General features: G+C 64.2%; 21 protein-coding genes. 10 read left to right on the top strand and 11 right to left on the bottom strand.

Annotated features, from left to right (window positions below; genetic code table 11):
- Window positions 1-297: 297 nt before the first annotated feature.
- From G6038_RS10320 to G6038_RS10300, 5 genes are all read right to left on the bottom strand, one after another.
- The gene (locus G6038_RS10320; protein WP_165037572.1) at window positions 298-546 is read right to left on the bottom strand and encodes a hypothetical protein; all 249 of its coding nucleotides are present in this window, start codon (window positions 544-546) and stop codon (window positions 298-300) included.
- A 106-nt stretch (window positions 547-652) separates the two neighbouring features.
- Window positions 653-1,981: a hypothetical protein gene (locus G6038_RS10315; RefSeq protein ID WP_165037571.1), complete on the bottom strand. Its 1,329-nt coding sequence runs from the start codon at window positions 1,979-1,981 to the stop codon at window positions 653-655.
- Window positions 1,982-2,074: 93 nt separating this feature from the next.
- Window positions 2,075-2,416, bottom strand: a complete 342-nt coding sequence (locus tag G6038_RS10310) for a hypothetical protein (RefSeq protein ID WP_165037570.1) — start codon at window positions 2,414-2,416, stop codon at window positions 2,075-2,077.
- Window positions 2,417-2,610: 194 nt separating this feature from the next.
- On the bottom strand, window positions 2,611-3,816 hold the full coding sequence (locus G6038_RS10305; RefSeq protein WP_165037569.1) for a cytochrome P450: 1,206 nt from the start codon (window positions 3,814-3,816) through the stop codon (window positions 2,611-2,613).
- Window positions 3,817-3,907: 91 nt separating this feature from the next.
- Window positions 3,908-4,699, bottom strand: a complete 792-nt coding sequence (locus G6038_RS10300; protein WP_072636763.1) for an enoyl-CoA hydratase/isomerase family protein — start codon at window positions 4,697-4,699, stop codon at window positions 3,908-3,910.
- A 136-nt stretch (window positions 4,700-4,835) separates the two neighbouring features.
- Here G6038_RS10300 and G6038_RS10295 point away from each other — a divergent pair, with 136 nt between their 5' ends.
- From G6038_RS10295 to G6038_RS10275, 5 genes are all read left to right on the top strand, one after another.
- On the top strand, window positions 4,836-5,639 hold the full coding sequence (locus G6038_RS10295) for a TIM barrel protein (RefSeq protein ID WP_165037568.1): 804 nt from the start codon (window positions 4,836-4,838) through the stop codon (window positions 5,637-5,639).
- Window positions 5,640-5,726: 87 nt separating this feature from the next.
- The gene (locus G6038_RS10290) at window positions 5,727-5,927 is read left to right on the top strand and encodes a ferredoxin (protein ID WP_165037567.1); all 201 of its coding nucleotides are present in this window, start codon (window positions 5,727-5,729) and stop codon (window positions 5,925-5,927) included.
- 84 nt (window positions 5,928-6,011) lie between these two features.
- The gene (locus tag G6038_RS10285; protein WP_165037566.1) at window positions 6,012-7,172 is read left to right on the top strand and encodes an acyl-CoA dehydrogenase family protein; all 1,161 of its coding nucleotides are present in this window, start codon (window positions 6,012-6,014) and stop codon (window positions 7,170-7,172) included.
- Entirely contained in the window at window positions 7,172-8,029 is an 858-nt protein-coding gene (locus G6038_RS10280) for a PhnD/SsuA/transferrin family substrate-binding protein (protein ID WP_165037565.1), read from the top strand. The genes G6038_RS10285 and G6038_RS10280 overlap by 1 nt, the downstream gene beginning before the upstream one ends.
- Window positions 8,026-9,210 carry a ferritin-like domain-containing protein gene (locus tag G6038_RS10275; protein WP_165037564.1) on the top strand — a complete coding sequence of 395 codons (1,185 nt, stop codon included), beginning with the start codon at window positions 8,026-8,028 and terminating at the stop codon, window positions 9,208-9,210. The genes G6038_RS10280 and G6038_RS10275 overlap by 4 nt, the downstream gene beginning before the upstream one ends.
- A 223-nt stretch (window positions 9,211-9,433) precedes the next feature.
- On the opposite strand, the gene G6038_RS10270 is transcribed toward G6038_RS10275, so the two are convergent.
- The 3 genes from G6038_RS10270 to G6038_RS10260 all read right to left on the bottom strand — a co-directional run bounded on the left by G6038_RS10270 (window position 9,434) and on the right by G6038_RS10260 (window position 14,703).
- Complete coding sequence (locus G6038_RS10270) at window positions 9,434-11,704, bottom strand: hydantoinase B/oxoprolinase family protein (RefSeq protein ID WP_165037563.1); 2,271 nt, start codon at window positions 11,702-11,704, stop codon at window positions 9,434-9,436.
- A complete protein-coding gene (locus G6038_RS10265) occupies window positions 11,701-13,812 on the bottom strand; it encodes a hydantoinase/oxoprolinase family protein (protein ID WP_165037562.1) in 2,112 nt (703 codons plus the stop codon). Before G6038_RS10265 ends, G6038_RS10270 begins: the two co-directional genes overlap by 4 nt.
- Window positions 13,813-13,878: 66 nt before the next feature.
- Window positions 13,879-14,703 (bottom strand): amidohydrolase family protein, encoded by an 825-nt coding sequence (locus G6038_RS10260; protein WP_165037561.1) that lies wholly within the window; start codon window positions 14,701-14,703, stop codon window positions 13,879-13,881.
- Between the two features lie 124 nt (window positions 14,704-14,827).
- Here G6038_RS10260 and trxB point away from each other — a divergent pair, with 124 nt between their 5' ends.
- The 5 genes from trxB to G6038_RS10235 all read left to right on the top strand — a co-directional run bounded on the left by trxB (window position 14,828) and on the right by G6038_RS10235 (window position 18,931).
- Complete coding sequence (gene trxB / locus G6038_RS10255; RefSeq protein ID WP_165037560.1) at window positions 14,828-15,775, top strand: thioredoxin-disulfide reductase; 948 nt, start codon at window positions 14,828-14,830, stop codon at window positions 15,773-15,775.
- Between the two features lie 60 nt (window positions 15,776-15,835).
- Complete coding sequence (gene trxA / locus G6038_RS10250) at window positions 15,836-16,165, top strand: thioredoxin (RefSeq protein WP_165037559.1); 330 nt, start codon at window positions 15,836-15,838, stop codon at window positions 16,163-16,165.
- A gap of 209 nt (window positions 16,166-16,374) precedes the next feature.
- Window positions 16,375-17,376, top strand: a complete 1,002-nt coding sequence (locus G6038_RS10245) for a thiamine pyrophosphate-dependent dehydrogenase E1 component subunit alpha (RefSeq protein ID WP_240918405.1) — start codon at window positions 16,375-16,377, stop codon at window positions 17,374-17,376.
- Between the two features lie 16 nt (window positions 17,377-17,392).
- Window positions 17,393-18,352, top strand: coding sequence for a transketolase C-terminal domain-containing protein (locus G6038_RS10240; RefSeq protein WP_165037591.1), 960 nt, complete (start codon window positions 17,393-17,395; stop codon window positions 18,350-18,352).
- Window positions 18,353-18,355: 3 nt separating this feature from the next.
- Window positions 18,356-18,931 (top strand): nuclear transport factor 2 family protein, encoded by a 576-nt coding sequence (locus G6038_RS10235; RefSeq protein ID WP_165037557.1) that lies wholly within the window; start codon window positions 18,356-18,358, stop codon window positions 18,929-18,931.
- 106 nt (window positions 18,932-19,037) lie between these two features.
- Here the strand turns inward: G6038_RS10235 and G6038_RS10230 are convergent, their stop codons facing one another.
- From G6038_RS10230 to G6038_RS10220, 3 genes are read right to left on the bottom strand one after another with little or no spacing between them, the layout of a single operon-like run.
- Window positions 19,038-19,754 carry an enoyl-CoA hydratase-related protein gene (locus G6038_RS10230; RefSeq protein WP_100054911.1) on the bottom strand — a complete coding sequence of 239 codons (717 nt, stop codon included), beginning with the start codon at window positions 19,752-19,754 and terminating at the stop codon, window positions 19,038-19,040.
- Window positions 19,755-19,792: 38 nt separating this feature from the next.
- The gene (locus G6038_RS10225) at window positions 19,793-20,872 is read right to left on the bottom strand and encodes an acyl-CoA dehydrogenase family protein (RefSeq protein WP_240918403.1); all 1,080 of its coding nucleotides are present in this window, start codon (window positions 20,870-20,872) and stop codon (window positions 19,793-19,795) included.
- Entirely contained in the window at window positions 20,872-22,023 is a 1,152-nt protein-coding gene (locus G6038_RS10220) for an acyl-CoA dehydrogenase family protein (protein WP_165037556.1), read from the bottom strand. The genes G6038_RS10225 and G6038_RS10220 overlap by 1 nt, the downstream gene beginning before the upstream one ends.
- Window positions 22,024-22,037 lie beyond the last annotated feature (14 nt).

Genomic DNA, 22,037 nt, shown 5'->3' with positions numbered 1-22,037 from the left:
CGACCGCAATTCCCGGCCTCCCTGCGGCGGGGCGACTCAAAGGCATTGTGGTCGACGTCCGCCGGACCGCTCCGCACCCGCAGGGATCTTTCCGACCGAAGCAGCCGTGATCCGGATCGCCGGTGCGGTCTTGTCATCGCCTGTTCGGGCCCGTCAGGAGTCTCCTGTTCCGGCATGGACTCGGAGTTGCCGGGCGCGCTGTAGCCGAGCGGTCCGAGACGGCAACGGCCGCCGCAGTATTCCTACATCGGGAATATTGCGGCGGCCGTCGGGACAACTCTCGTCGGCAGCGGCGTGTCAGTGGGACTCGGCCCCGTCGAAGCCGACCTTGCTCAGTCGAACCGACCGGTTGTCTCCGTTGTCCTTGATCGCCACCTGAAGGATCTGCAGGAGCACCGCGTCAGGGACCAGACAATCACTGCATGCATCGGGAAGCGCCTCGAGAACGACCTCGACGCTGTCCGGCATGCTTTCACCTACCTTCAGAATGTAGCCGTCCGCGCCCAGGCTCGGCCGGATCGTCTCGAGAGCCTTCTCGACAGCCATGTTGCTCATGATCTCTCCTCGCATCAAGTGTGAATACATTATTGCACACAATTTGAGGAATGGAAGCCCTGCGGGTGCCCTGCCAGGACAGGGCACCCGCGACTCCTCATGGCTGGGACAAGCGCTCCCGAATCTCGTCCCACGACGCCGGCAGCTTTACCGCCTTGGTCAGCGGCCTACCTTGAATCTGGTTGGAAATGTAGGCCCGTGACTGGTTGCGACCAGGATTGCCCGCGACCACGATGTCGAATGCATCCGGCCCCAGGGTGCCCCGCACCATCAGTTTCTCCTCGATGGCGTACCGGTATTCCTCGGGGGCGCGGCCGTCGTCGGCGAGCAGACCCCAGTCGAAGTTGCGCCCGCTCACTCCGCGCGCATATTCCTGCACCCATGCGGCATCGATCACGAGATTCTCGTAGAGGTACTGCTTCACCCGGTCCTTGGTCCATCCGTCGGCCGCAATATTCCGGGCGATAGCCGGTCCGAGGATCACCAACGGGAACTGCCCACCGTTGAGGTAGGTGTACCCAGCCCATCCGCCGAGCGCCTCGGCGGCGGTGCGCGCGATCACCCTGAGATTGTCGTCCGCCCGTTCACCGCTGCTGTAGATCGGAGCGCTGATCGCGGACACGCTGCGCAGGGTGACCGTGGTGTCCTCGAGCCCGAAGCCCCGATCGACCCGTTGCGGGGCCCAGCCCAGCTCATTCGTCACCTCTTCGTCCTCCGCGAGTGCGACGTTGAACGTGTAGGAGATCGCTCCCTTGTCGGACTCGTCGGGGTAGGGCCGGAAGCCTGCCACATTGCGCATGTACAGGCGCAGGAACCGGCCGACAGAAGTGTTGGCGCGGTTGCCGACGCGCAAGGCACCCGCACCGGAGTTGAAGCCCAGCTGCCTTACCAGCGGCCCACTTATCGTGATGAGGGGCTCCCAGCCGGGCGTACTCCCAGCGTCCTCGACACCGAATGCCCGATCGGCCAAAGCCTCCACAACCGCAACGAGAATCGGCATGTATTCGGGACGGCATCCCGCCATCACACCATTTACCGCGACCGACAGGACCGTTGCCTCGGTATTCGACGAGCGCAGGTTGCCCAGCGAGGTGGTGGCAGCGAGATCTGTGCATGCCAGGAACGCATCGACGCGCTCGCGCGTAGGCGGAACGATGGGCAGACCCTCGGTCCAGCCCCGCCTCGTGAATTCCTCCAGGACCTCGTCGTAGTCGCCGGTGAAAACCACTTCGCCGGCGGCTATGTGCTCGACCGATCCGTCGACCGCTGCCGCTCGATCGCTGAGCAGTGCATCGAACATCGCAGGCACCATGGCGTTGGCGACCTTGGCATGGAAGTCGATGTCGGAGTCGGCCATGATCACACCCGGGTACACGGCCAGTGGTACCCCGGCGATTCCGAACGCCTTGGCAGTCAGTTCGGCCATCGGCACGAACTCACTTCCGATCAAACCGACCGAGGGCAATCCTGCACGCTCGATCGAAACGCAAGCCCGCAACACGGCAGGCGTGCAACTGCCTCAAGCACCGACGCCGACGATGGCGGCGTCGAACTCCTGGCTCTCGAGGCTCTCGGCGAGGCGCTCCAGAGCCTCTTCACCTTCCTCCGCGGGACCGTGGAAGTTGCCGAACTTGTCGGGATCGAGGAATGTCACATCCGCGAACCGCTCGTGCGCCTGTTCCATGAACCGGGCGAACATCTCGTCGCCCCGAAACGCATAGTCGAACACGAATGCGATCCGCTTGCCCGACAATGTCGACAAGCGCGGAGCCAGGCTGCCTTCCTGTTGCCTCCGTTCCCCGAGCGGCGCGAGAACGGAGAACTGCGGCGACGAGTGACTTTGATCAGACCGTGAATTCATGAAGCTACCCTATCCATAGACATTGTTGTGTGAAGTACCCCGGAGATCCGTCCGACCGGCGCTTCACGCGCAGCGGATACCGGAGGCCGTCCTCACCCGTCGCCACCAGCGGTGTCGAAGGTTTCACATCTTCGCCGCGACGGGAGGGGGATCCGGGCCGGGACGCCGGTTCGCTGTCGGTCGGAGACCGCCTGTCACCACTCGACGGGAAGGGAGTGCACACCCCAGACGAAACCGTCGTGCTTGTAATCCAGCTTTTCCTCGGGGACGGCGAGTCTCAGCGTGGGGATTCGCTCCAGCAGGGTCTTGTACGCAAGCTCCAGTTCGGTGCGAGCCAGGTTCTGACCGATGCACGAGTGCATACCGATGCCGAATCCCATGTGGTGAACGCCCTTCGGCCGGTCGAGCTTGACCTTCATGGGCTCGGGGAAGACGTCCGGATCGTGGTTGGCGCCGGCGCCCAGGGGAAGGATTCCTTCGCCGGTCTTGATGAGCTGGCCTCCGACTTCGATGTCTGCGGTGGCCATGCGGATCATGACGGCGTCCGTGACCGAGTGGATTCGGAGGAGCTCGTCCACCGCGCGCGGCCACATGTCCGGGTTGGCCAGCATCGTCGCCCGGAGTTCGTCGTCGGTAAGCAAAGAAAGGACGCCCATCGAGATCTGATTTGCGGTCGTCTCGTGGCCGGCCACCAGGAGCTGGAGGGTGAGATTGACGATGGTGTCATAGGTGAGTTCGCCGTTGCGGACATGCTCGATGATGAGACGGCCGATCAAGTCGTCCTCGGACGGCGCGTCCACCTTCCTCCTCACAATTCCATGAAGGTAGTCGACGAGGCTGTCCAAGGTGGCCTTGAACTTCTCCGCGGTGGTTTGAGTCGAGAGCATGACCCCGGTCACCTCTTCGAAGAAGTGGTGATCCTCGTAGGGAACCCCGAGAAGGTTGCACGTGACAAGGCTGGGGACCGGAAGGCTGAATGCCTGCTGCAGATCGGCCTTACCACCCAGTTCCAGCATATTGTCGATGGCGAGGTCGACAATCCGCTGAAGCTCACCCCGATTGGAGAAGATCCTGCGCGCCGTGAAGTCGGGCGACATCATCCTGCGCAGCCGACCGTGCTCGGGCTCGTCGAGGTACTCCAGGTTGCCGTCCTGAGTCAGGGCGATGACGCCCTTGCGCTGTTGCGGGAAGCCCGGCGCCAGCTTGTTCGCCGTGGTTCTCTCACCGTCGTGGAGCACCGCCTTGACATCCTGGTACCTCGTGACGGCCCACACCTCGGTCCCGTTGGGGTACTGCACCTTGACGGGCTTGTCGTGCTCGCGCCACTGCGCGTACTCGTCCGGAGCAGAGAACGGGCACTTTCGACGAGCGGGGAACGCAGGGATGGTTGCAGCAGTCATGACTCTACCCAATCTGTAGGGAGGAGGACGGGTGTGTGCATATTATTTTGCATGATATCGAGCCGAGCGTAAGTTGAACAGACCGGTGAGCTCACGCACCGGTGTAGTGACCTTTCCGCTTGTTCTCGAAGGCATCGATGGCTTCGAGCAGATCCTCGCTCTGCATGGTGCCGAGCTCGAGCATCAGGCCGAGATCCAGCACGCCGGTCGATTGCTGAGCCAGTGCAGCATTCAACGTGCGCTTGGTCCCCTGAACGGCCAGGGGTGGGAGTTCCGCCAGCCGGCGAGCCAGATCCCTGGCCAGAGGCAGCACCTCGTCGGGAGTCTCCACCAGGTCCGAGACCATGCCCATGGCATAGCCGTCCTCGGCCAACACCGGATCCCCGAAGAGCAGGTGCCGCTTGGTGCGGATGAGCCCGACACTCGGTGGCCACACCACCGCTCCGCCGTCCCCCGCGACCAGCCCGATCTTGACGTGCGAGTCCATGATGCGGACCCCCTTGCTCGCCACGACGACGTCGCACGAGAGCGCGATGGTGGATCCCAGCCCGACCGCATGACCCTGCAGGGCCGCGATCACAGGAACCGGCACCTCGAAGATGGTGCGCAACAGTTGCCTGCCGTCGAGGGAGCCCCTCTCGGCCCCGACCGGATCTCCGTTGCGTCGCTTCATCATCTCGAAGTCGCCACCCGCGGAGAACACCTTGCCCCGTGCGCCGAGTACGACGGCGCGGATCCCCTTGGTGAAACCGAGGTCGGTGAGCGCATCGATCAACTCGGGACGTACATCCTCGTCGATGGCGTTCAGTCGCTCCGGACGCGACAGGATGATCTCGGCAACCCCCGCATCCTCGGCGACCTCGATCGTCTTGTACTTCGTCATACGTCGGCTTGCCTTTCGAAAGCGGCTGGTGCGTCTTCGCATCCGGCCTCGGGCCTCAGATACGAGACCGCCGTTACGGCGATCGTTTAGGCTATTCTGCATACAATTCTTCATCAACGCAATGAGGTCGAAAATTATGCAAGAGCTTTCCCTCGCCGCCCTGAGCCTGATCGGATCGCATCCCGTGGACGCCATTCGAGCCGCAGGCAAGGCAGGCTTCCGGTCCGTGGGGCTTCGCCTGGCCGCAATTCCGGGAAGCGGCGTGGACAACGATCTGCTGGGCAATGCGACGGGCATTCGCCAGGTGCGCCGCGCCCTGGACGACGCAGGAGTGCAGCTCTTGGACGCGGAGGTGTTCCGCTTCAGCCCCGCGGACGGAGTACTCACTCCCCGACAAGCCATGCTCGAGACTGCAGCCGAGCTCGGAGCTCGTTCTGTCGGGGTCACCAGCTACGAACCCGACCTCGACCGCAATGCCGACCTTCTGGCCGAACTGGCAGGAGCCGCCGCCGAGTACGGGCTGTCCTGCGTGCTGGAGTTCATGGGTTTCAGTGGCGTCAAGACCCTCGACGATGCACGAACCGTCGTCGATCGGTCGGAAGCCGAAAATGCTTACATCCTCGTCGACACCCTGCACTTGGCCAGGACCGGCGCAACCGTCAGCGACCTGTCCGCACTCCCTCCGCGATACCTCACCGTGGCCCAGATCTGTGACGTGAGTCGTGCCGGCGCCGAGAGCGACCCGGTCAAGGCGCGCGCTGAGGCCATATCGGCGCGACTCGACCCGGGCGCGGGCGTACTCCCGCTGGTAGAGACGATTCGGGCACTGCCCGCCGATCTCCCCCTGAGTATCGAGGTGCCGCGCCCCGACGGGCGGACGCCGGACGAGCACGCCGCCGCACTGATGGCAGCGGCCACGACCGTTCTTGCCGCGGTGTGACAGGGGACGTGCCGCTCTTCCAATATGCATGCAATAAGGCATACTCTGGTATGCCGGATCACAAGTTCAGGCGAGAAGGGAACCATCATGGCCAAGGTGTACGTCGATCGAAGGAAGTGCCAGGGCTTGGGCCTGTGCGAGTCGATTGCCCCCCAGGTCTTCGAGGTGACCGAGGACGGGGTACTGAGCCTGCCCACCGAGGGCACGTTCGCCGAGAGCGATCGGGAATTGATCATCTCCGCCGTAGAGGGCTGCCCGAATGAGGCATTGAGCATCTCCGAGAAATGACGGTACTCCTCCCACCGCAATTTTCGACCGACGGGAGGGACCGACCGCTACTGCTTCAGCCCGATATTCGAAGGGAATCCATCCATGACCGACGGCACTGCCGTGGACCACGATCTCGACGCGAGATTGAGCGCGATCATCGAGAATATCGTTCGCCCTTCGGCCCAGCGCATCGACGAGACGGGTGAGTATCCGCGCGAGGCGCTCGCTGCTCTCGCGAAGAACGGACTGCTCGGTCTCATGAGCCCCTCCGAAGCAGGGGGCGGTGGCGCTCCCCTGTCCGCGGGAGTCGAGGTGATCGAACGGGTCGCATCGGCGTGCGGCTCGACCGCGATGACTCTCATGATGCACTACGCGGCTTCGGCCGTGATCGACACTCACGGATCCCCCGAACAGCAGGCGCAGGTCGCGACGGGCCGGGGCTTGTGCACCTTGGCCTTCTCCGAGACCGGGTCCCGCAGTCACTTCTGGGCGCCCATGTCGACGGCAATATCCGACGGTGACCGAATTCGCCTCGATGCTCGAAAGAGCTGGGTCACCTCGGCTGGAGAGGCCGACATCTATGTCTGGTCGAGCCGACCCGTCGGAAATGCCGCGACCGGGGGGATGACCCTGTGGTCGGTACCCGACGGCATTGCAGGCCTGCGCGTCGACGGCAGCTTCAACGGGCTCGGGCTGTGCGGCAACGCGTCGCGGCCGATGCGGGCCGAGGCAGTGCTGGTCCCACGGACTGCCATTCTGGGGGAGGACGGCGACGGGCTGAACATCGCCCTGGGCGTCATCCTTCCCCGATTCCTGCTCCTCAATGCCGCCTTCTCACTCGGCTTGATGGAGGCTCTGCTGGACCAGGCGGCCGCCCACCTGACACACTCGCGGCTCGAGCATCTCGACACCAACCTCGCCTCTCAGGTGCTCCCCCGCAGCGCATTTGCAGATCTGAGGATTCAGGTCGATTCGACCCGCGCGTTCGTCAACGACACCCTGAGCGCACTCGAGGGCGACCGCGACGACGCGATTCTGCGTGTCCTCCAGGTGAAACTCGTCGCAGCGGAGGCCGCGTCCGCAGTCAGCGACGGCGTGATGAAACTGTGCGGCGGGACGGCCTTCCGGAAGGAACTCGGCATCGAACGCCAATTCCGGGACTCGCTTGCTGCTCGAGTGATGGCACCGACATCGGAGGCGCTCCGCGACTTCGTCGGCCGCCTGTCGCTGGGGCTTCCCTTGTTCGACGAGGAGCCCGCCTGATGTCGCGCCCGCTGTTGATGGGGGCGGTCGCGTACGACCCCAAAGTGGTGACAATATGGGACGGCTTTCGCGCGTGGTTCCGAGATCACGGACTCGATTTCGACTACGTCCTCTACTCGAATTACGAGCGGCAGGTCGTCGATCTCGTCGAAGGCCGGATCGACGCAGCGTGGAACTCGCCCCTCGCCTGGGTCCGAACGGTGCGGATGGCCGCTCGCGCGGGTCGTGTCGTCCGGCCCGCTGTGATGCGGGACTCGGACCAGGATCTGACATCCGTAATTGTCGTGCGGGCGGATTCGCAGATCCGAGACGTGACGGAATTGTCGGGAAGGGCCGTAGGGGTGGGAGCCGTGGATTCGCCCCAGGCAACACTCATCCCTTTGGCGCACCTGCGGTCGGCAGGGCTCGTGCCGGGACAGAACTTGGAAGTACGCCGATTCGACGTCGGGGTCGGTCTGCACGGCGACCACATCGGTGGAGAGCGGGACGCCGCCCGGGCACTCCTTCGTGGCGAAGTCGACGCCTGCTGCATGATCGACTCGAACCACATGCTCTTCGGTCGAGAAGGTACGTTCCCTGTGGGGGCAGTCCGAATCGTGGCGCAGACCGGCTCGTACGACCACTGCAACATGACGGTCGCCGATTCGATTCCGAAGAAGACCGCGGACCGTTTCACCGAACTGCTCCTGTCGATGTCGTATGCCGATCCGGAAGTGCGCTCTCTCCTGGAACTGGAGGGCCTGAAGGAGTGGAGGGTCGGGAGGACCCAGGCGTACGCATCCCTCGAGCGCGCTGTGGACGAGGCCGGATTTCTCGATGCGGACGGCAATCTGACGGACCAGGACTACCGACCATGATTCGCTTGGACCTCGAGGGTCTGAGTTTCGATCAGGGCGCTCATCTCCTGGTCCGCCATTTTCTCGAAAAGGTTCCTGTGGGCGGCAGAGCGACGGTCGTCGGCACGGCTCCCGCACTGGGCGTCGACCTTCGCTCCTGGTGCCGCGCGGAGGGACACAGATTCGAACCAACCGAGCAGTCGGGCGCATACGAGGTGGTGCGAGGGGGAGCTCAGCTCGCACGGTGGCTGAATGCCGAACGGGCCGGCTCCTCCAGTGCATCCGCACTCGTTCGACGACCGGATCCCACTTGGGGTCTGGCTGCCAGAGGGGCGCTGGTCGAACCTGGAGGGCCGGCCGTACCGTTCGATCTCGACGATCGAGACGTGGTGTGGGCGGACCTCGCACCACGGCTCTATGCTCATGCGGCGGCAGCCCAGTGGGATCCCGCATCTGCAGTAGATTGGGCGTCGGAGATCGACGTTCCCGGCGACATCGAGCGGGCGGTCGTGCAGATCATGACCTACCTGATCGAAAACGAGCAGGCGGCACTCGTCATTCCGGCGCGGCTCCTTGCACGGGTCCATCCCTACTTCTACGAGGTCCAGCAGCTGCTTGCGGTGCAGGCTGCCGACGAGGCCCGGCACATGGAAGTGTTCCGACGCCGCGCGGTGCTGAGCGGTGGGGAGCTCGGCACATCGTCGGTCGGGGGTCGAGAATCGTTGGCCAGCCTTCTCGACGAGCCGGATTTCTCCTTGGCTACTTTCCTGCTGTCGGTTCTGGGGGAAGGTACTTTCCTCTCGCTGTTGTCGTTCCTCGACAAGTATGCTCCGGACCCGATCACCAGAGCAGTCACACGCTTGGCCCGCGTCGACGAGGCACGGCACGTCGCGTTCGGTGTCGCGCACCTCGAGCATCAAGCGAGTCACGACCCGTCGCTGCGCGGACGCCTCCGGGGGGCAGTCGAACGTCGTCACGATGTCCTTGCCACCACGGTGGCGCTCAACTCCGACGTGTTCGACTCCCTGGTGCTGCTCGCGGCCGGAGAATGGACTCCGGCCGCAATCGCTCGCGGCCACCGTGCCGTCGCGAACCTCAACAAGAGGATGGATGAAGGCCGCCAGAGACGCCTTCTCCGCCTGGGGTTCTCCGGGGCCGAGGCGGTCGAACTTTCAGCACTTCACACCCGCAACTTCATGTGACGACCAGCGGGCTGCATCCGACACCATTCGAACCCTTCTCGGGTGCGTCCGGCCTGAGGTGATATCGGTGTGATTGGGCTACAACGAGATCTGTCACCAAGGGGGCAGGACGTATCGGTTCGACGCGGTGGCCGGAACGACGACGTCCGTCCTCGGACGCCGCCGTTCCGGCGCGGGAATGAGTCCATTCGGATCCGGTGTGGCTACCGGATGACCGGGTTGGTCAGGCCCCTGCGGGGATCACGTCGTGCAGTGACGGCTCGCCGACCATTGCCAGTTCGGCATCGATGCGGAAACCCGTGACCGGACAGATGGCCTCACGGAACTCCCAGCGATCCGCGATCTCGTGGTTGGCGACCTCGAATTCGGCCGCGATCTTGCGGACAGGCACCACCCGGGTCACGGCGCGATCCTTGTAATTTTCGTACTGGTCTCCGAGATCGGCACCATTGCACCACCAGCGACCATTGACGATGTAGAGGAGTTCACCGATACGGCGCGCCCCTGCAGGCGGCTCGACGCACTCACCGGCTTCGATCCCACCGAGGCGTTCGCGTCGGACAGCGGCACGTGCCCTCGCAGTGGCCTCCGAATCCACCACGCCGTCGGCGAAGACCACGCCGTAAACTGCGGCCGCGGCTTCCTCTGTGATCAGTCTCGCGTCGAGGTCCTTCTGCACATCCTGCGGATCCCTCAGGAGGGGGTCGCCGTAGCCCGCCGCACCCGGCGAGACCCACTCGATGACGTCACCGTTCGCGAGTGTCTCCGGACCGCCCTTGAATTCGAGCTCGACCTCGTCCCCGTGGATGTCTTCGATGGACACCGGAAGCGCACCCGACGCCAGTTGTTCCAGCGCATCGTTGTTGCGCTTGAAGCGACACGTGGCCAGCGAGCCGGGATTTCCTCCGAACAACCCGGCCGCGCGAGGGACGTTCTCGTTCTGGTGGACGACCAATGCTCCCCCGGCGATCCCGTGGGCCATCAACGTCTCTCGCATACCCACGCCCGCACGACAGCGGCCGGCACCATCGCCCGCTACGGGAAGCAGCACCCGGCTCAGCACCAGGAAGGGAGTCTGCGCCTCCATCTCCTCGGAGTTGTAGGCGATCGAATCCGGAATCCACCACTGGCCACCGACGTCGACCCCGTCACGGGACGCACGTCCAGCCAGGGAGCCCATCAGTCCGTTGCTGTCCATGAGCATGAAGGGCTTGCCGTCGTCCCGCACTCCTCCTGCCAGGACGGATGACAGGTTGGGTGTCGGCGCCCCGAGAATCAGGTCCCGAGTCTCGTCGTCTCCCGCGGCAAGCATCATGCAGACCGGCGTCGCCGCCACGTTGAGCACGTGCATCTGGGTGAAGACCGCCGAGGCGCTCACGGCCGCGGGATGGTCTGCGCAGGAGACGGTTCCCGGTGTGGGCCGGAACTCGATCCGCCGATAGGCCCCGCCGAACGCGCCGGCCATCTCCGGCAACATCTGTGACGTGAAGGAGGCGAGGACGCACCCGCTCATCCCGGCATACGTCACATTGATGGCACCCACCTGGGGATCGCTGCCTTCGTTGTCGACGATGAGCCGGTCGCCTTGCTTGGTCACATTGATCTGGTAGCGGTAGAACTCGTGGTCACCGGGGACCGATCCCTCCATGGAGGCCCGGTAGGACCAGCGACCGTCGGGGATCTTGGCGAGGCGCTCGACGAAGAGTTCCTCACCGGCGTCCAGCACTCGATTCATGATGCCCTTGACGACAGCCGCACCGTACCGTTCCACGAGCGCGACGATCTTCTTTCGCGTGGTCTCCAGCGAACCGTAGGCCGCGCGCAGATCCATACGAGTCACGTCCGGGAATCGGCTCTGGCGTACGAACAGATCCTCGACGTCGGTCCGGACGCGGCCCCTCTCGACGAGACTGATCGGAGTCCAGATCGCCGACTCCTGCCAGCAGTCCTCCGCCGACACGCACAGGCTGCCCGGCACCGTGCCGCCCAGGTCCTGGAAGTGCATGGAGTTGGCGATCCAGCAGAACAGCTCGCCGTCGACGAAAATCGGTGCTACGAGCGAGGTGTCGCACTGGTGGGCGCACCCGATGTACGGGTCGTTGCACAGCAGCATGTCACCGTCGGCGAGCGTCTCGGCCTGATGGTGCTCGAGAATGTACTTGACGATCAGCGAATGGAAGTTCGAGTAGTACTGGACTCCCGAGCCGAGATATACGAGGTCACCGACCTCCGTGAGAATCGAGGACTGGAAATCACGGGACAGCATGACGACCGGAGAGACGGCCAGGCGCTGAATGAGATCCGCGTGCTCGAGGTTGATGTTCATCAGCGCGTAGCGGACGACCTCGGCTGTTACCGGGTCGACATCCGTTTGCGCCGATGTGTGGAGCGTGATTGCCGGATGAATCACAGGTGGGTTGGAGGGGATGTAGCCTCGCTGACGCCCGTCCCACGGGACAGTGCCCTGGGGAGTCTCGACGGTGTTGGCGGTCATGCCGACAGTTCCTTTCTCCGGGTGAGCACACAGTTTCCGGCGCGGTCCGTCTCGAGGAACTGTCCGGGGGGAACGGAAATCGTTGTATGGGGCAGTTGCACCACGGCCGGCCCGTGAACGGCCAGGCCGTGCGCGGGCGGGGCGTCGTAGACGTCCGTCGTGACCCACCTGCCCTCATCCGGCCAGAAGATCTCCCGCGTGCCGACCGACACCGCCGCACCGCCACCGGCCTCGTGGGGCTCGGATTCGAGGGCACCGGCGTGCCGTACAGCGGTGGCGATCACGCGGACGGAGAAGATCTCGACCTGTTGGAAGCCGGACACGGCCGTGGCTCCGTAGAGCCGTGCGTACTCTGCCGCGAACGCGCTCTCCAATGAACTCCGTCTTTCCTCGCTCACCCCCCCTTCCGGCAGCGGCAGGGGCAGTTCTTGCATGTACTGCTCTGCGTAGCGGGCGAGCGCGGTCCGCTCGAGACGGATGTCCTCCGGGGCGAAGCCCCCCTCGGTCATCGTGGTGACGGCACGGTTCTCGAGTCGAGTACAGACATCCTGAAGCGCACGGACGTCGAAAGGCGCCTTGATCGAGCACTCCTCCTCGAAGATCTGCTTTGCATCGGTGACCGCGATGCCGTACGCCGAAAGAGTCGAGGCCCCGTTACCAAGGGGTATGAGCACTCCTCGGGCGCCGAGCTCGTGCGCGAAGGCGAAGGCGTGCACGGGTCCTGCACCGCCGAAGGCGTAGACCATGAAGTCGCGCGGGTCCAGGCCTTGTTCCAAGGTCCGCTGACGAATCAGCGTCGCGGCGGCAAAGCTGTTGACCTTGAGGATGCCTGCAGCGGTCTCCTCCAGGCTCATTCCCAGTTCGTCGGCCAGGCGCTGGACGGCCGCTTCGGCAGCCGTGCGATCCAGCTTCATCTGACCACCCAGGAACTGGTCCGGATCGATCAGTCCGAGAACGACATCGGCGTCTGTCACCGTCGGAAGCGTGCCGGCACCGTAGCAGGCCGGTCCCGGATACGATCCCGCAGATTCGGGACCGACCCTGATGCCGCGGCTGATGTGATCGACCTGGGCGATGGAGCCGCCGCCACAGGCGATCGAACGAACGTCGAGCTGTGGCACCCGATAGGTGTACTGCTCGATCACTTGTTCGCCGACGAGCAGCGGGCTGCCATCTATGATGAGACCGACCTCGAACGAGGTCCCCCCCATGTCCGTGGCGATGACGTTGCGATGCCCCAGGCGCGCAGCTATGGAGGCAGTGCCTGTAAGACCGCCGACGGGCCCCGATCCGATCGTCTTGACCGGCGCCCCGACGGCTGACGCCAGTGGGGCCACCCCACCGTTCGATTGCATGATGAAGGCCGGAGCATCCAAGCCGCGGCTCTGCAACTCCGACTCGAGCTTCTTCAGGTAACGGCTGGATCGGGGGCCGACGTAGGAATTGATGACGGTTGCCACGGTCCGTTCGTATTCGCCGATCCGGGGAGCGATCTCAGAGGAAATGCTGACGTAGATGTCCGGACGGATTTCGTGGATCAGTTCCCGAATCCGCTGCTCGTGCGTCGGGTTTCGGAAGGACCACATCAACGCGACGGCCACTGCTTCTATGTCTTGATCCAGCAGCAAGCGCAACGCATTCCGGGCCTGTTGCTCGTCGAGGGGAACCAACACCGAGCCGTCCTTGATGACGCGCTCGATCACCTCGACGACGTGCTCGCGTGGAACCAGAGGATCCGGCTTGTCGGTGTCGCGCACACTGAGCAACTTGTCCTTGGAAATGCCCGCGGTCCGACCTCGCCCGCGCATCATCAGAAGGGCATCTCCATGGCCGGCGGTGGCCACGAGCCCGACTCGGGCACCGAGCCGCTCCACTACCAGGTTCGTTCCGATTGTGGTGCCGTGGCCGAAGGCCTCGGTATCCGCGAGAAACTCCTCGATTTCCCGTCCCGCGGCCTCGGCCAGCTTCTGCACTCCCGCTATCACCCCCTCGTCGGGGGAGCTTGCGTGCGTCGAGGGCACCTTGCTTTGGATGATGTTGCCCTGCGTGTCGACTGCCACACAATCGGTAAAGGTACCGCCGATGTCAACCCCAATTGCATACGCCATTCGCATACTGTAATGCATGCAAAACGGCCTGACAAGAGCGATCGGCGCTGCCTGCAGCGGATCTTCCTACTTCCAGCCGATCCATTCGGACAGCCCCCGCCCCATGATCCATTCCAGACTCTCCGCGTCCAAGAAGTCCAATTCCTCGGTGAAAAGGCGCCGCGCCTCGCCGTAGGAACAGGGCAACCGCGTGACGTCGCTACCCCAGAAGACCCGCCGCGGGCCGAAGGCGTCGACCACTCTCTCGATGTGGTCGTGCAGGGTCCGAAACGGATAGGGCTCGGTGATATAGGCGGGCAGACTGCTTGCCTTCACCGCAACATTCGGGAGATGGGCCAGGCGAATCAGGCGCTCGATCGAGGGACCGAGGTCGTCGGTGAGGCCGGTGGCGAACCCAAGATGGTCCACCACGATGCGCAGGTCGGGATAACGCGCCGCGATGCGTCCGATCTGCGGAATACTGAAGGGAGAGAACACCATTATCGGTATGCCTGCCACCTCCGCGGCAGACCAGAGCCAGTCTGCCGTCCCGTCCTCGAGCCAGGAGGCGGGAGGGTTCTTGCTGAAGGTGACACGGATTCCGAGCATCCCCGGCTGCTCCAGCCACCGAGGCACAAGACGTCGGCTCGTCCGGTCCGCGACATCGAGCCGGCCCATCACACGAAAGACGCCGGGATGATCGGCTGCCGCCTGAAGACAGTAGTCGTTCCGGTCTCCTTCGGAGAGAGGTGGTACGAGTATCGCGCGGTCCACCCCCGCGACGGCCATATCGGCCCGCAGTTCATCGATCGTGTAATGGGGTCGATGAGCATACTGGCGCCGTTCGTCCGGCCACGGGCGGTCGGGCGTTTCGGCGGGCCATACGTGAACTTGGGCGTCGGTGATGATCATGAATCCGCCTCGCTCTAGAAAATATGCGTTTCTGTATGCCATTATGGCTCATCGGCGCTTCTTCGGCGACTGTCACGCGAGGACGTGATCCCATCCACAGCCAGCGCCCCGGCAAGGAGAACCCATGACCGAGAGCGACCCGCTCCGCAATCTCATCATCATCGGATCCGGTCCGGCCGGCTACACGGCAGCCGTCTATGCCGCCCGTGCGAACCTTCGTCCCCTCCTGTTCGAGGGCTCCATCAGCGCGGGGGGCGCGCTCATGAACACCACCGAGGTGGAGAACTTCCCCGGCTTCGAAGAGGGCATCACGGGTCCGGAGCTCATGGCGGAGATGCGGGCTCAAGCCCTCCGGTTCGACGCCGAGATCATCAGCGACGATGTGGTATCGGTCGACCTGATCGGCGACATCAAGCGGGTAACCGACAGTGCGGGCAATACGTACACCTCGCGCGCGGTCATCCTTGCGATGGGTTCTGCCTACCGGGAACTCGGCCTGCCCGACGAGAAGCGGCTCTCCGGGCATGGTGTGTCCTGGTGTGCGACGTGCGACGGCTTCTTCTTCAAGGACCAGGACATCGCGGTCATCGGAGGAGGTGACTCGGCCATCGAGGAGGCGACATTCCTCACCAGATTCGCACGCTCGGTGACGATCGTGCACCGCCGCGACGAGTTGCGCGCCTCCAAGATCATGGCCGACCGCGCCTTCGCCGATGACAAGATCTCCTTCGCCTGGAACAGCACTGTCGAAGCCCTTCACGGCGACGACCGACTCACCGGCATCACACTGCGTGACAATTCGACGGGGACGACCCGAGAACTGGCAGTCTCCGGGATGTTCGTTGCTGTCGGGCACGACCCCCGCAACGAACTCGTCAAGGGTGTCGTCGACCTCGACGACCAGGGATACGTCCTCGTGGAGGGACGATCTACGCACACCAGCGTGGAGGGCGTTTTCGCCTGCGGGGATCTCGTGGACCACACCTATCGGCAGGCCATCACTGCCGCCGGCTCCGGCTGCTCGGCCGCACTCGACGCCGAACGATTCCTGGCGCGGGCCGGTCACGTCTGAACGGCCGGCATCTCAACGTGAGCACGGTCTCATCCACCGGGAAACGAGGAAGGACAATCAATGGGACTAGTTGTGGAGACCACCGACGCGACGTTCGACGCCGACGTCCTAGGATCCGACAAGCTCGTCGTCGTCGACTTCTGGGCGCCCTGGTGCGGTCCCTGCAGGGGGCTCGCACGGGTTCTCGACGAGGTTGCCGCCGAAATGGGTGACGCTGTTCGAGTCGTCAAACTCAACATCGAGGAACAGTCTGCGACTGCCGCCGCCAAGGGCATCATCAGCGTCCCGACACTGCACATCTACCGCGGCGGCGAGCTGGTCTCCTCGATGATCGGGGCCAAGCCCAAGACCGAGATCCTGGCCGCACTCGAGGCCGCCGTCTCGAGGTGAAGGCAATCTGAGCGGGCCCTCGCTGCTCTGCATGTACCGGGCGTCGACCTGTAGGGCACCGGGTGACAGCTCCCATACGAAGGCAAAAATGTATACACTCTCTGTATATTGCGGCGACGGACGTTCACGGCCGGTGGAACTGCCGATATGCAGCCCCTGCGCCTCGAGAGACTCGTGAGGATCGAAGCATGAATGACAGTCCAGCCCCCATGCAACGCGTGCCGCTGAGTGCCGATGCGCTGGAGCGCATGTACAACCTCATGCTCAGCACCACCATGGCCGATCAGCGGGCCTCTGCCGAATCCAAAGCGGGGCGACTCCGCGCGGCCTTCTACCCCGTCCGTGGAATGGAGGCCGTCTGCGCCGCTCTCGGAGCCACGATGCGACGCGACGACAAGATGATTTCCACTTACCGCAATCTCGGCGATGCCATGGCCAAGGGAATGTCGCTCCAATCGATCGTTGCCGAACTGTACGGCAAGGAGGAGGGCTGCTCCCGGGGGCGAGGTGGCCCCATGCATCTGCAGGATCAAGAGGTCAACTTCACCGCGACCACCGGCATCGTCGGCTCCGGCATGCAAATCGCGGCAGGCCTGGGCATGGCCGAACAGATGGACAGGTCCGGCAACGCCGTCGTCGTCACCTTCGGTGACGGGGCGACGTCGATCGGCGCCTACCACGAGGGCATGAACTTCGTCGCCCTGTGGAAGCTGCCCGTCGTGATCGTGTGCCAGAACAATCAGTGGGGCGAGCATACGGCAATTGCCGACTACGCGCCCAACACCGACCTCACCAAGCGTGCTGCCGCTTACGGCATGGCGGCCGAGCGTGTGGACGGATTCGATCCCATGGCATGTGCAGACGCACTCGATGCCGCACTGACACGGGCTCGTGCGAACAGGGGTCCGACATTCCTGGAGTTCGTGCACTACCGGCTCACCGGGCACACGGGAACCGCGGACTACAGCTACGTGCCCAAGGAGGAACTGGCGGCGGCGATGAAGCGCGACCCCGCCCCGACCTTCCGCAGATGGCTCCTGGAGAACGGGCACATGTCCGAGCAGCAAATTTGCGGCATCGAGGCCGAGGCGGCAACCACGGTCGACGACGCCTTCCGGTACGCGGCGGCCGGCACCGATCCCGACCAGGCGGACATCTACGAGGGTGTCTTCGCCGACGAAACCTTCGCGAGGAGCGCCAGCGGTGAGTAACACCAGCATCCAACAGATGACCATCGCCCAGGCGATCAACTCCGGCTACCACTGCGCCATGGACGCCGACGAGAAGATCGTCATTCTCGGCGAGGACGTGGCCGATCCGATCGGGGGAGTCTTCAAGACCACCAAGGACCTGTCCACGCGGTTCGGCACCGAGCGGGTTCGAGCCACGCCGATCGCGGAGGGCGCTATCGCCGGGGCGGCGGTGGGTCTGGCACTCGGCGGCTACCGCGGCGTGGTCGAAGTCATGTTCTTCGACTTCTCGACGCACGTTCTGGATCAGATCCTCAACCATGCCGCCAAGTTCCGTTACATGACCGGCGGCGCCACACCGACGCCGGTCATGGTCACGAGTGTGATCGGAAGCAGCCACTTCGGCGCACAGCACGCTCAGTCGGTGGAGACCTGGTTCATGCACACCCCCGGAATCAATGTCTGTTTCCCCTCCACTCCACGCGATGCCAAGGGACTGCTCATGTCCTGCCTGGAGTCACCCGATCCGACCCTCCTCATCCAACACACCGGCCTCCTCTACTCCGTCAAGGAGGAGGTGCCGACGGGCCCCTACCGCGTTCCCCTCGGCAAGGCCAAAACCGTGCGGGCCGGTAACGACGTCACGATCGTCGCATACGGCACCACCGTGGCCATGGCGATCGAGGCGGCCGACATGCTGGCCCGGGACGGCATCGACGCGGAAATCATCGACCTCCGCTCGCTGGTGCCATTGGATTTCGAAACCGTGCTCGACTCGGTCGAGCGCACTCGCCGATGCGTCGTGACACATGAAGCAACCCAGTTCGCCGGACCAGGTGCGGAGATCAGCGCCCGTATCACCGAGGACCTGTTCAACGAGTTGCTGGGACCGGTCCTGCGTGTCGGCGGTCTGTTCACGCCGGTGCCATTCGCCAAGAGCCTCAATCGCCTGCCGACCACCGAGCGCATCGTGGCAGAGACCAGAAAGCTGTTCTGAACCATGACGGAAGACAGGCACCCGGCCCCGACGGTGCATCCGGACGCCGCGTCGAGCTGGTCACTGCTCACCGATCGCATTGCGAGAGAGTCCGATCCGATACTCCGCCGCAATCTCGACGTGGTTGCGCGGCACGTCGTGGCGGAAGTCGCCGGTGACCTCGAGGCGCTGAAGGCGACGCTCGTAGCCGACCCTCGGTACTCGTTCTGGGGTGGGGAATCACCGACGCGGCTCAGGTCGATGGTGGAGGTCGAGGCGTTCTACGAGAACAACATGCGGGTCGGCAAGAACCGCCTGTCCTTCGATATCACCCGCGTCCTCGTCGACGAGTCCACCGTGATCACCGAAGGCGTCTTCCGCCACGTCGTCAAGGGTGCCTTTCTACTCGACAGAAGGCTCCCGGACGGCGGGCCGCTCGACCCCGATCTCAGCTATCTCACGGCCTACCAGGCTCTGGTCGTCTGGCCGATTACACCGGACGGACTCATTGCGGGCGAAGAAATCTATCTCGGTGAGCCTCATCAGATCCAACGCGCAGTGGCACCGGGTGAACTACCGCACCTCGGCAGCGCACGCTGATCCGACCTTCCCCTCGATCGGGGGGATGCCGATACGGCCGGCCGCGGGGGCAACCACACAATGGTCTGCCCCCGCGTTCGTTACTGCGACGGCCGCAGCAGTGACGTCATTTTCCGTGCTTACGCCGAAGCGACCACATCTGGGGTGCCTTCTCCAGTTCGACAGCGACATCCCAGGGCATTCCGCCTGGAGCCGTCTCCCGACGAAAGCTCATGACAAGTCGGCGAGCGAGATCCGGATCGGCCGCGACTCGCCGGGCAAGGGAAGCGGCGTAGTCCTCGGTCTCGGGGTCGTCCACCGCAGCCCAGGCCAGGCCGAGGTCGACGGCTCGCTCACCGGTGACACCCTCACCGAAAACGCCTAGGGCGGCAGCGGCTTCACGACCTATCGATCGATTCAGAAGGGTGAAATGTCCCCCACCGGGATGGATACCGATCTGAGCGAAGCCGGGGATCAGCCTCGCCGTCGCCGACACGATGCGCAGGTCTGCGGCCAGCGCGAGGTTGAGGCCTGCTCCGACCGCTGCGCCACGGACGGCAGCGACCGTGGGGATCCCGACTGTGCCGATGGCAGTGAATGCCCGGTAGACGGTTTCCAAGTCCCGATATGCCGCGTCCTCAGTCGGATCGTGCCCCACATCGGCGAGAACTTCGCGAACTGCTCCAGCGCAGAAGTGGGCTCCACCGGTGACCACGAGTGCACCGACGGACGAATCGGCCTCGGCGGTCAGGGCAGCGTCGGTGAGATCCCGCGCCATCTGCACGGACAGGGCATTACGGCGCTCCGGAGCACCGAGGCGGATCGTGGCGACACCGTCGCTCATGGCATACGAGATCTCGGACAACGGTAGATGCTCCTCGGTCAGGCGGTCGGGTGATCGGATCGGGACGTGATGAGAGGCCACAATCCGTCCCGTCCCGCCTCCGTGCTCAGATCGGTCAGCATCGTGTCCCACTCATGAACAGAGCCGAAATCACTACGGTGGACCAATATCGACTTGGTCAACATCGGAAGCTCGTGTTCGAGCGTGGTACCGAGCGCGCCGAGCACCTGATGGGAATTGCGGACGACAACCGAGGAGGCATGCCCGACACAGGATTTCGCAACTCCGATCGTGAACGGCGTCCCTGGGTCGTTCCACCCGGTGGTGACCACTCGGGCGACGGCCGCATCGGTCGCCGCCCGGGCAAGTGCCGCCTCCGCGGCCAAATCGGCGACCAGCGATTGGACAGCCTGGAACTTGCCGATCGGCCGACCGAACTGCACGCGCTCGTCGACGTAGGCGAGCACGATCTCCACCACTCGGGCGATACCACCTGCTGCCTGGGCACATCGGGCAAGTGCACCGCGCAGGCGGTACAAGGCCGCCGTGTCGTCACTCACGTCGGCTCCATCCTCGAGATCACAGATGTCGAACCGCACCGAGTCGCACGGCTCTCCGGCAAGGTTGCGAGCCTGGGTGACGGAGAGGCTTGCCGCCGGCACATCGGCCACTCGCCACCCCCGGTCCGACTTCCACAATGCCACGATCGAGGTGGCGCTTCGTGCCCAGGGCACCGTCCGAGCGAGACCGCCGTCATCGGGCTGACACACGGTGCGGAGGCCGCCGCCCTCGGACAGATCCGCAACCTCGAGCAGCCAGCCGCCCAAGAGATCGTGCTCTGCAAGGGGTACCGGTGCGGCCGCGCCGGCCGCCGCCCCGAGCAGTACGGACGACTCCACCCAGGAGGCACCGCTCCCGCCCCTGGATTCGTCCCCTGTGAGCCGGGTCAGACCGAGATCGTCCAGGCGCTGCCACAGAACGGCGTCGAAATTGACGGTTGCGGTAGGTTCCCCGCGCTTCGACCGGTAGTCGGCGAAAAGACTTTCGAGCATAGCGACGAGGTCGGTGTCCGCACGCGGAGACGCGGCGAGTTTAATCGTCGAATCATGCACGGTCATCAGCGAATCCCCAATCCGCGGGCAATCAGGCCGCGAAGAATTTCGTTGGTACCACCTCGTAGCGTGAAGCCCGAGCGCTGCAGGATCGATGCCCTCAACAGGGCCTCCACTTCGGGATGGTCCGGTATTCCCGACGCGGTGATGCGGTCGACATAGTCGGCGATGTCCCCCTCCTCGGTTGTACCGAGCAGTTTGACGACCGCAGCCGCGGTGTCGGCATCAGGATCATGGGATTGCAGCGCTGTCGAGACAGCGAAGGACATCTGGCGCAGAGCGGCCACCCTCGCAACGTGCTTGCCCAGATTCGGGTCACGAGGTAACCCGCCCTCGGCCATTGCACCGGCGGACGCGGCGAGCAGCGCATAGGTCGAGAGGATCCGTTCCGGTCCACTGCGCTCGAAACCGAGTTCGGACGTGACCTGTCGCCAACCGTCACCGACCTTGCCCAGGACCCGGTCGTCCGGGACGAAGACTTCGTCGAGATGAACCTCGTTGAAGTGGTGTTCGCCGCCCATGGACAGAATCGGGCGGATGGTGACACCGGGTGCATGGAGATCGACGATGAACTGACTGAGCCCGGCATGCCGGTGCGCCGGGTCGAAAGGCTCCGATCTGGCAAGCGCGAAGAAGGCGTCGGATTCATGCGCGCCCGACGTCCACACCTTGGTCCCGCTCAGGCTCCAACCACCGTCGATGCGAACGGCCCGCATCCGCACACTCGCAAGATCGGATCCTGAATCCGGCTCCGACATGCCGATGGCCCATACCATTTCGCCGCGGCTGATCCGAGGCAGGAACTCGTTCTTCTGCTCTTCGGTGCCGTATCGCAGAAGCGACGGCCCGATCTGACGTTCGGCCACCCAGTGCGCCCCGACCGGCGCTCCGACGACGAGCAATTCCTCGGTAACGACGAATCGCTCCAGAAAAGTTCGCCCTTGGCCCCCATACTCTTTCGGGATAACCATGCCGAGCCACCCCCGACGACCGAGTTCACGGGTGAACTCGCGGTCCCATCGGGTCAACCAGGTATCCACATGCGGAACAAACCTGCCCTGTTCGATCTGTTCTCGCAGAAATCGACGTACCTCGCCCCTGAGGGTGGCCAGCTCACGATTTTCCACGGCAACAGGTGGCACCAGCACTCGAGACACCCAAACACCTCCTC

The organism is Rhodococcus sp. 14C212 (genome assembly GCF_011058195.1).
GTDB classification, from domain to species: Bacteria; Actinomycetota; Actinomycetes; order Mycobacteriales; family Mycobacteriaceae; genus Rhodococcus; species Rhodococcus aetherivorans.
This window is presented reverse-complemented; position numbering and strand designations above follow the sequence as displayed.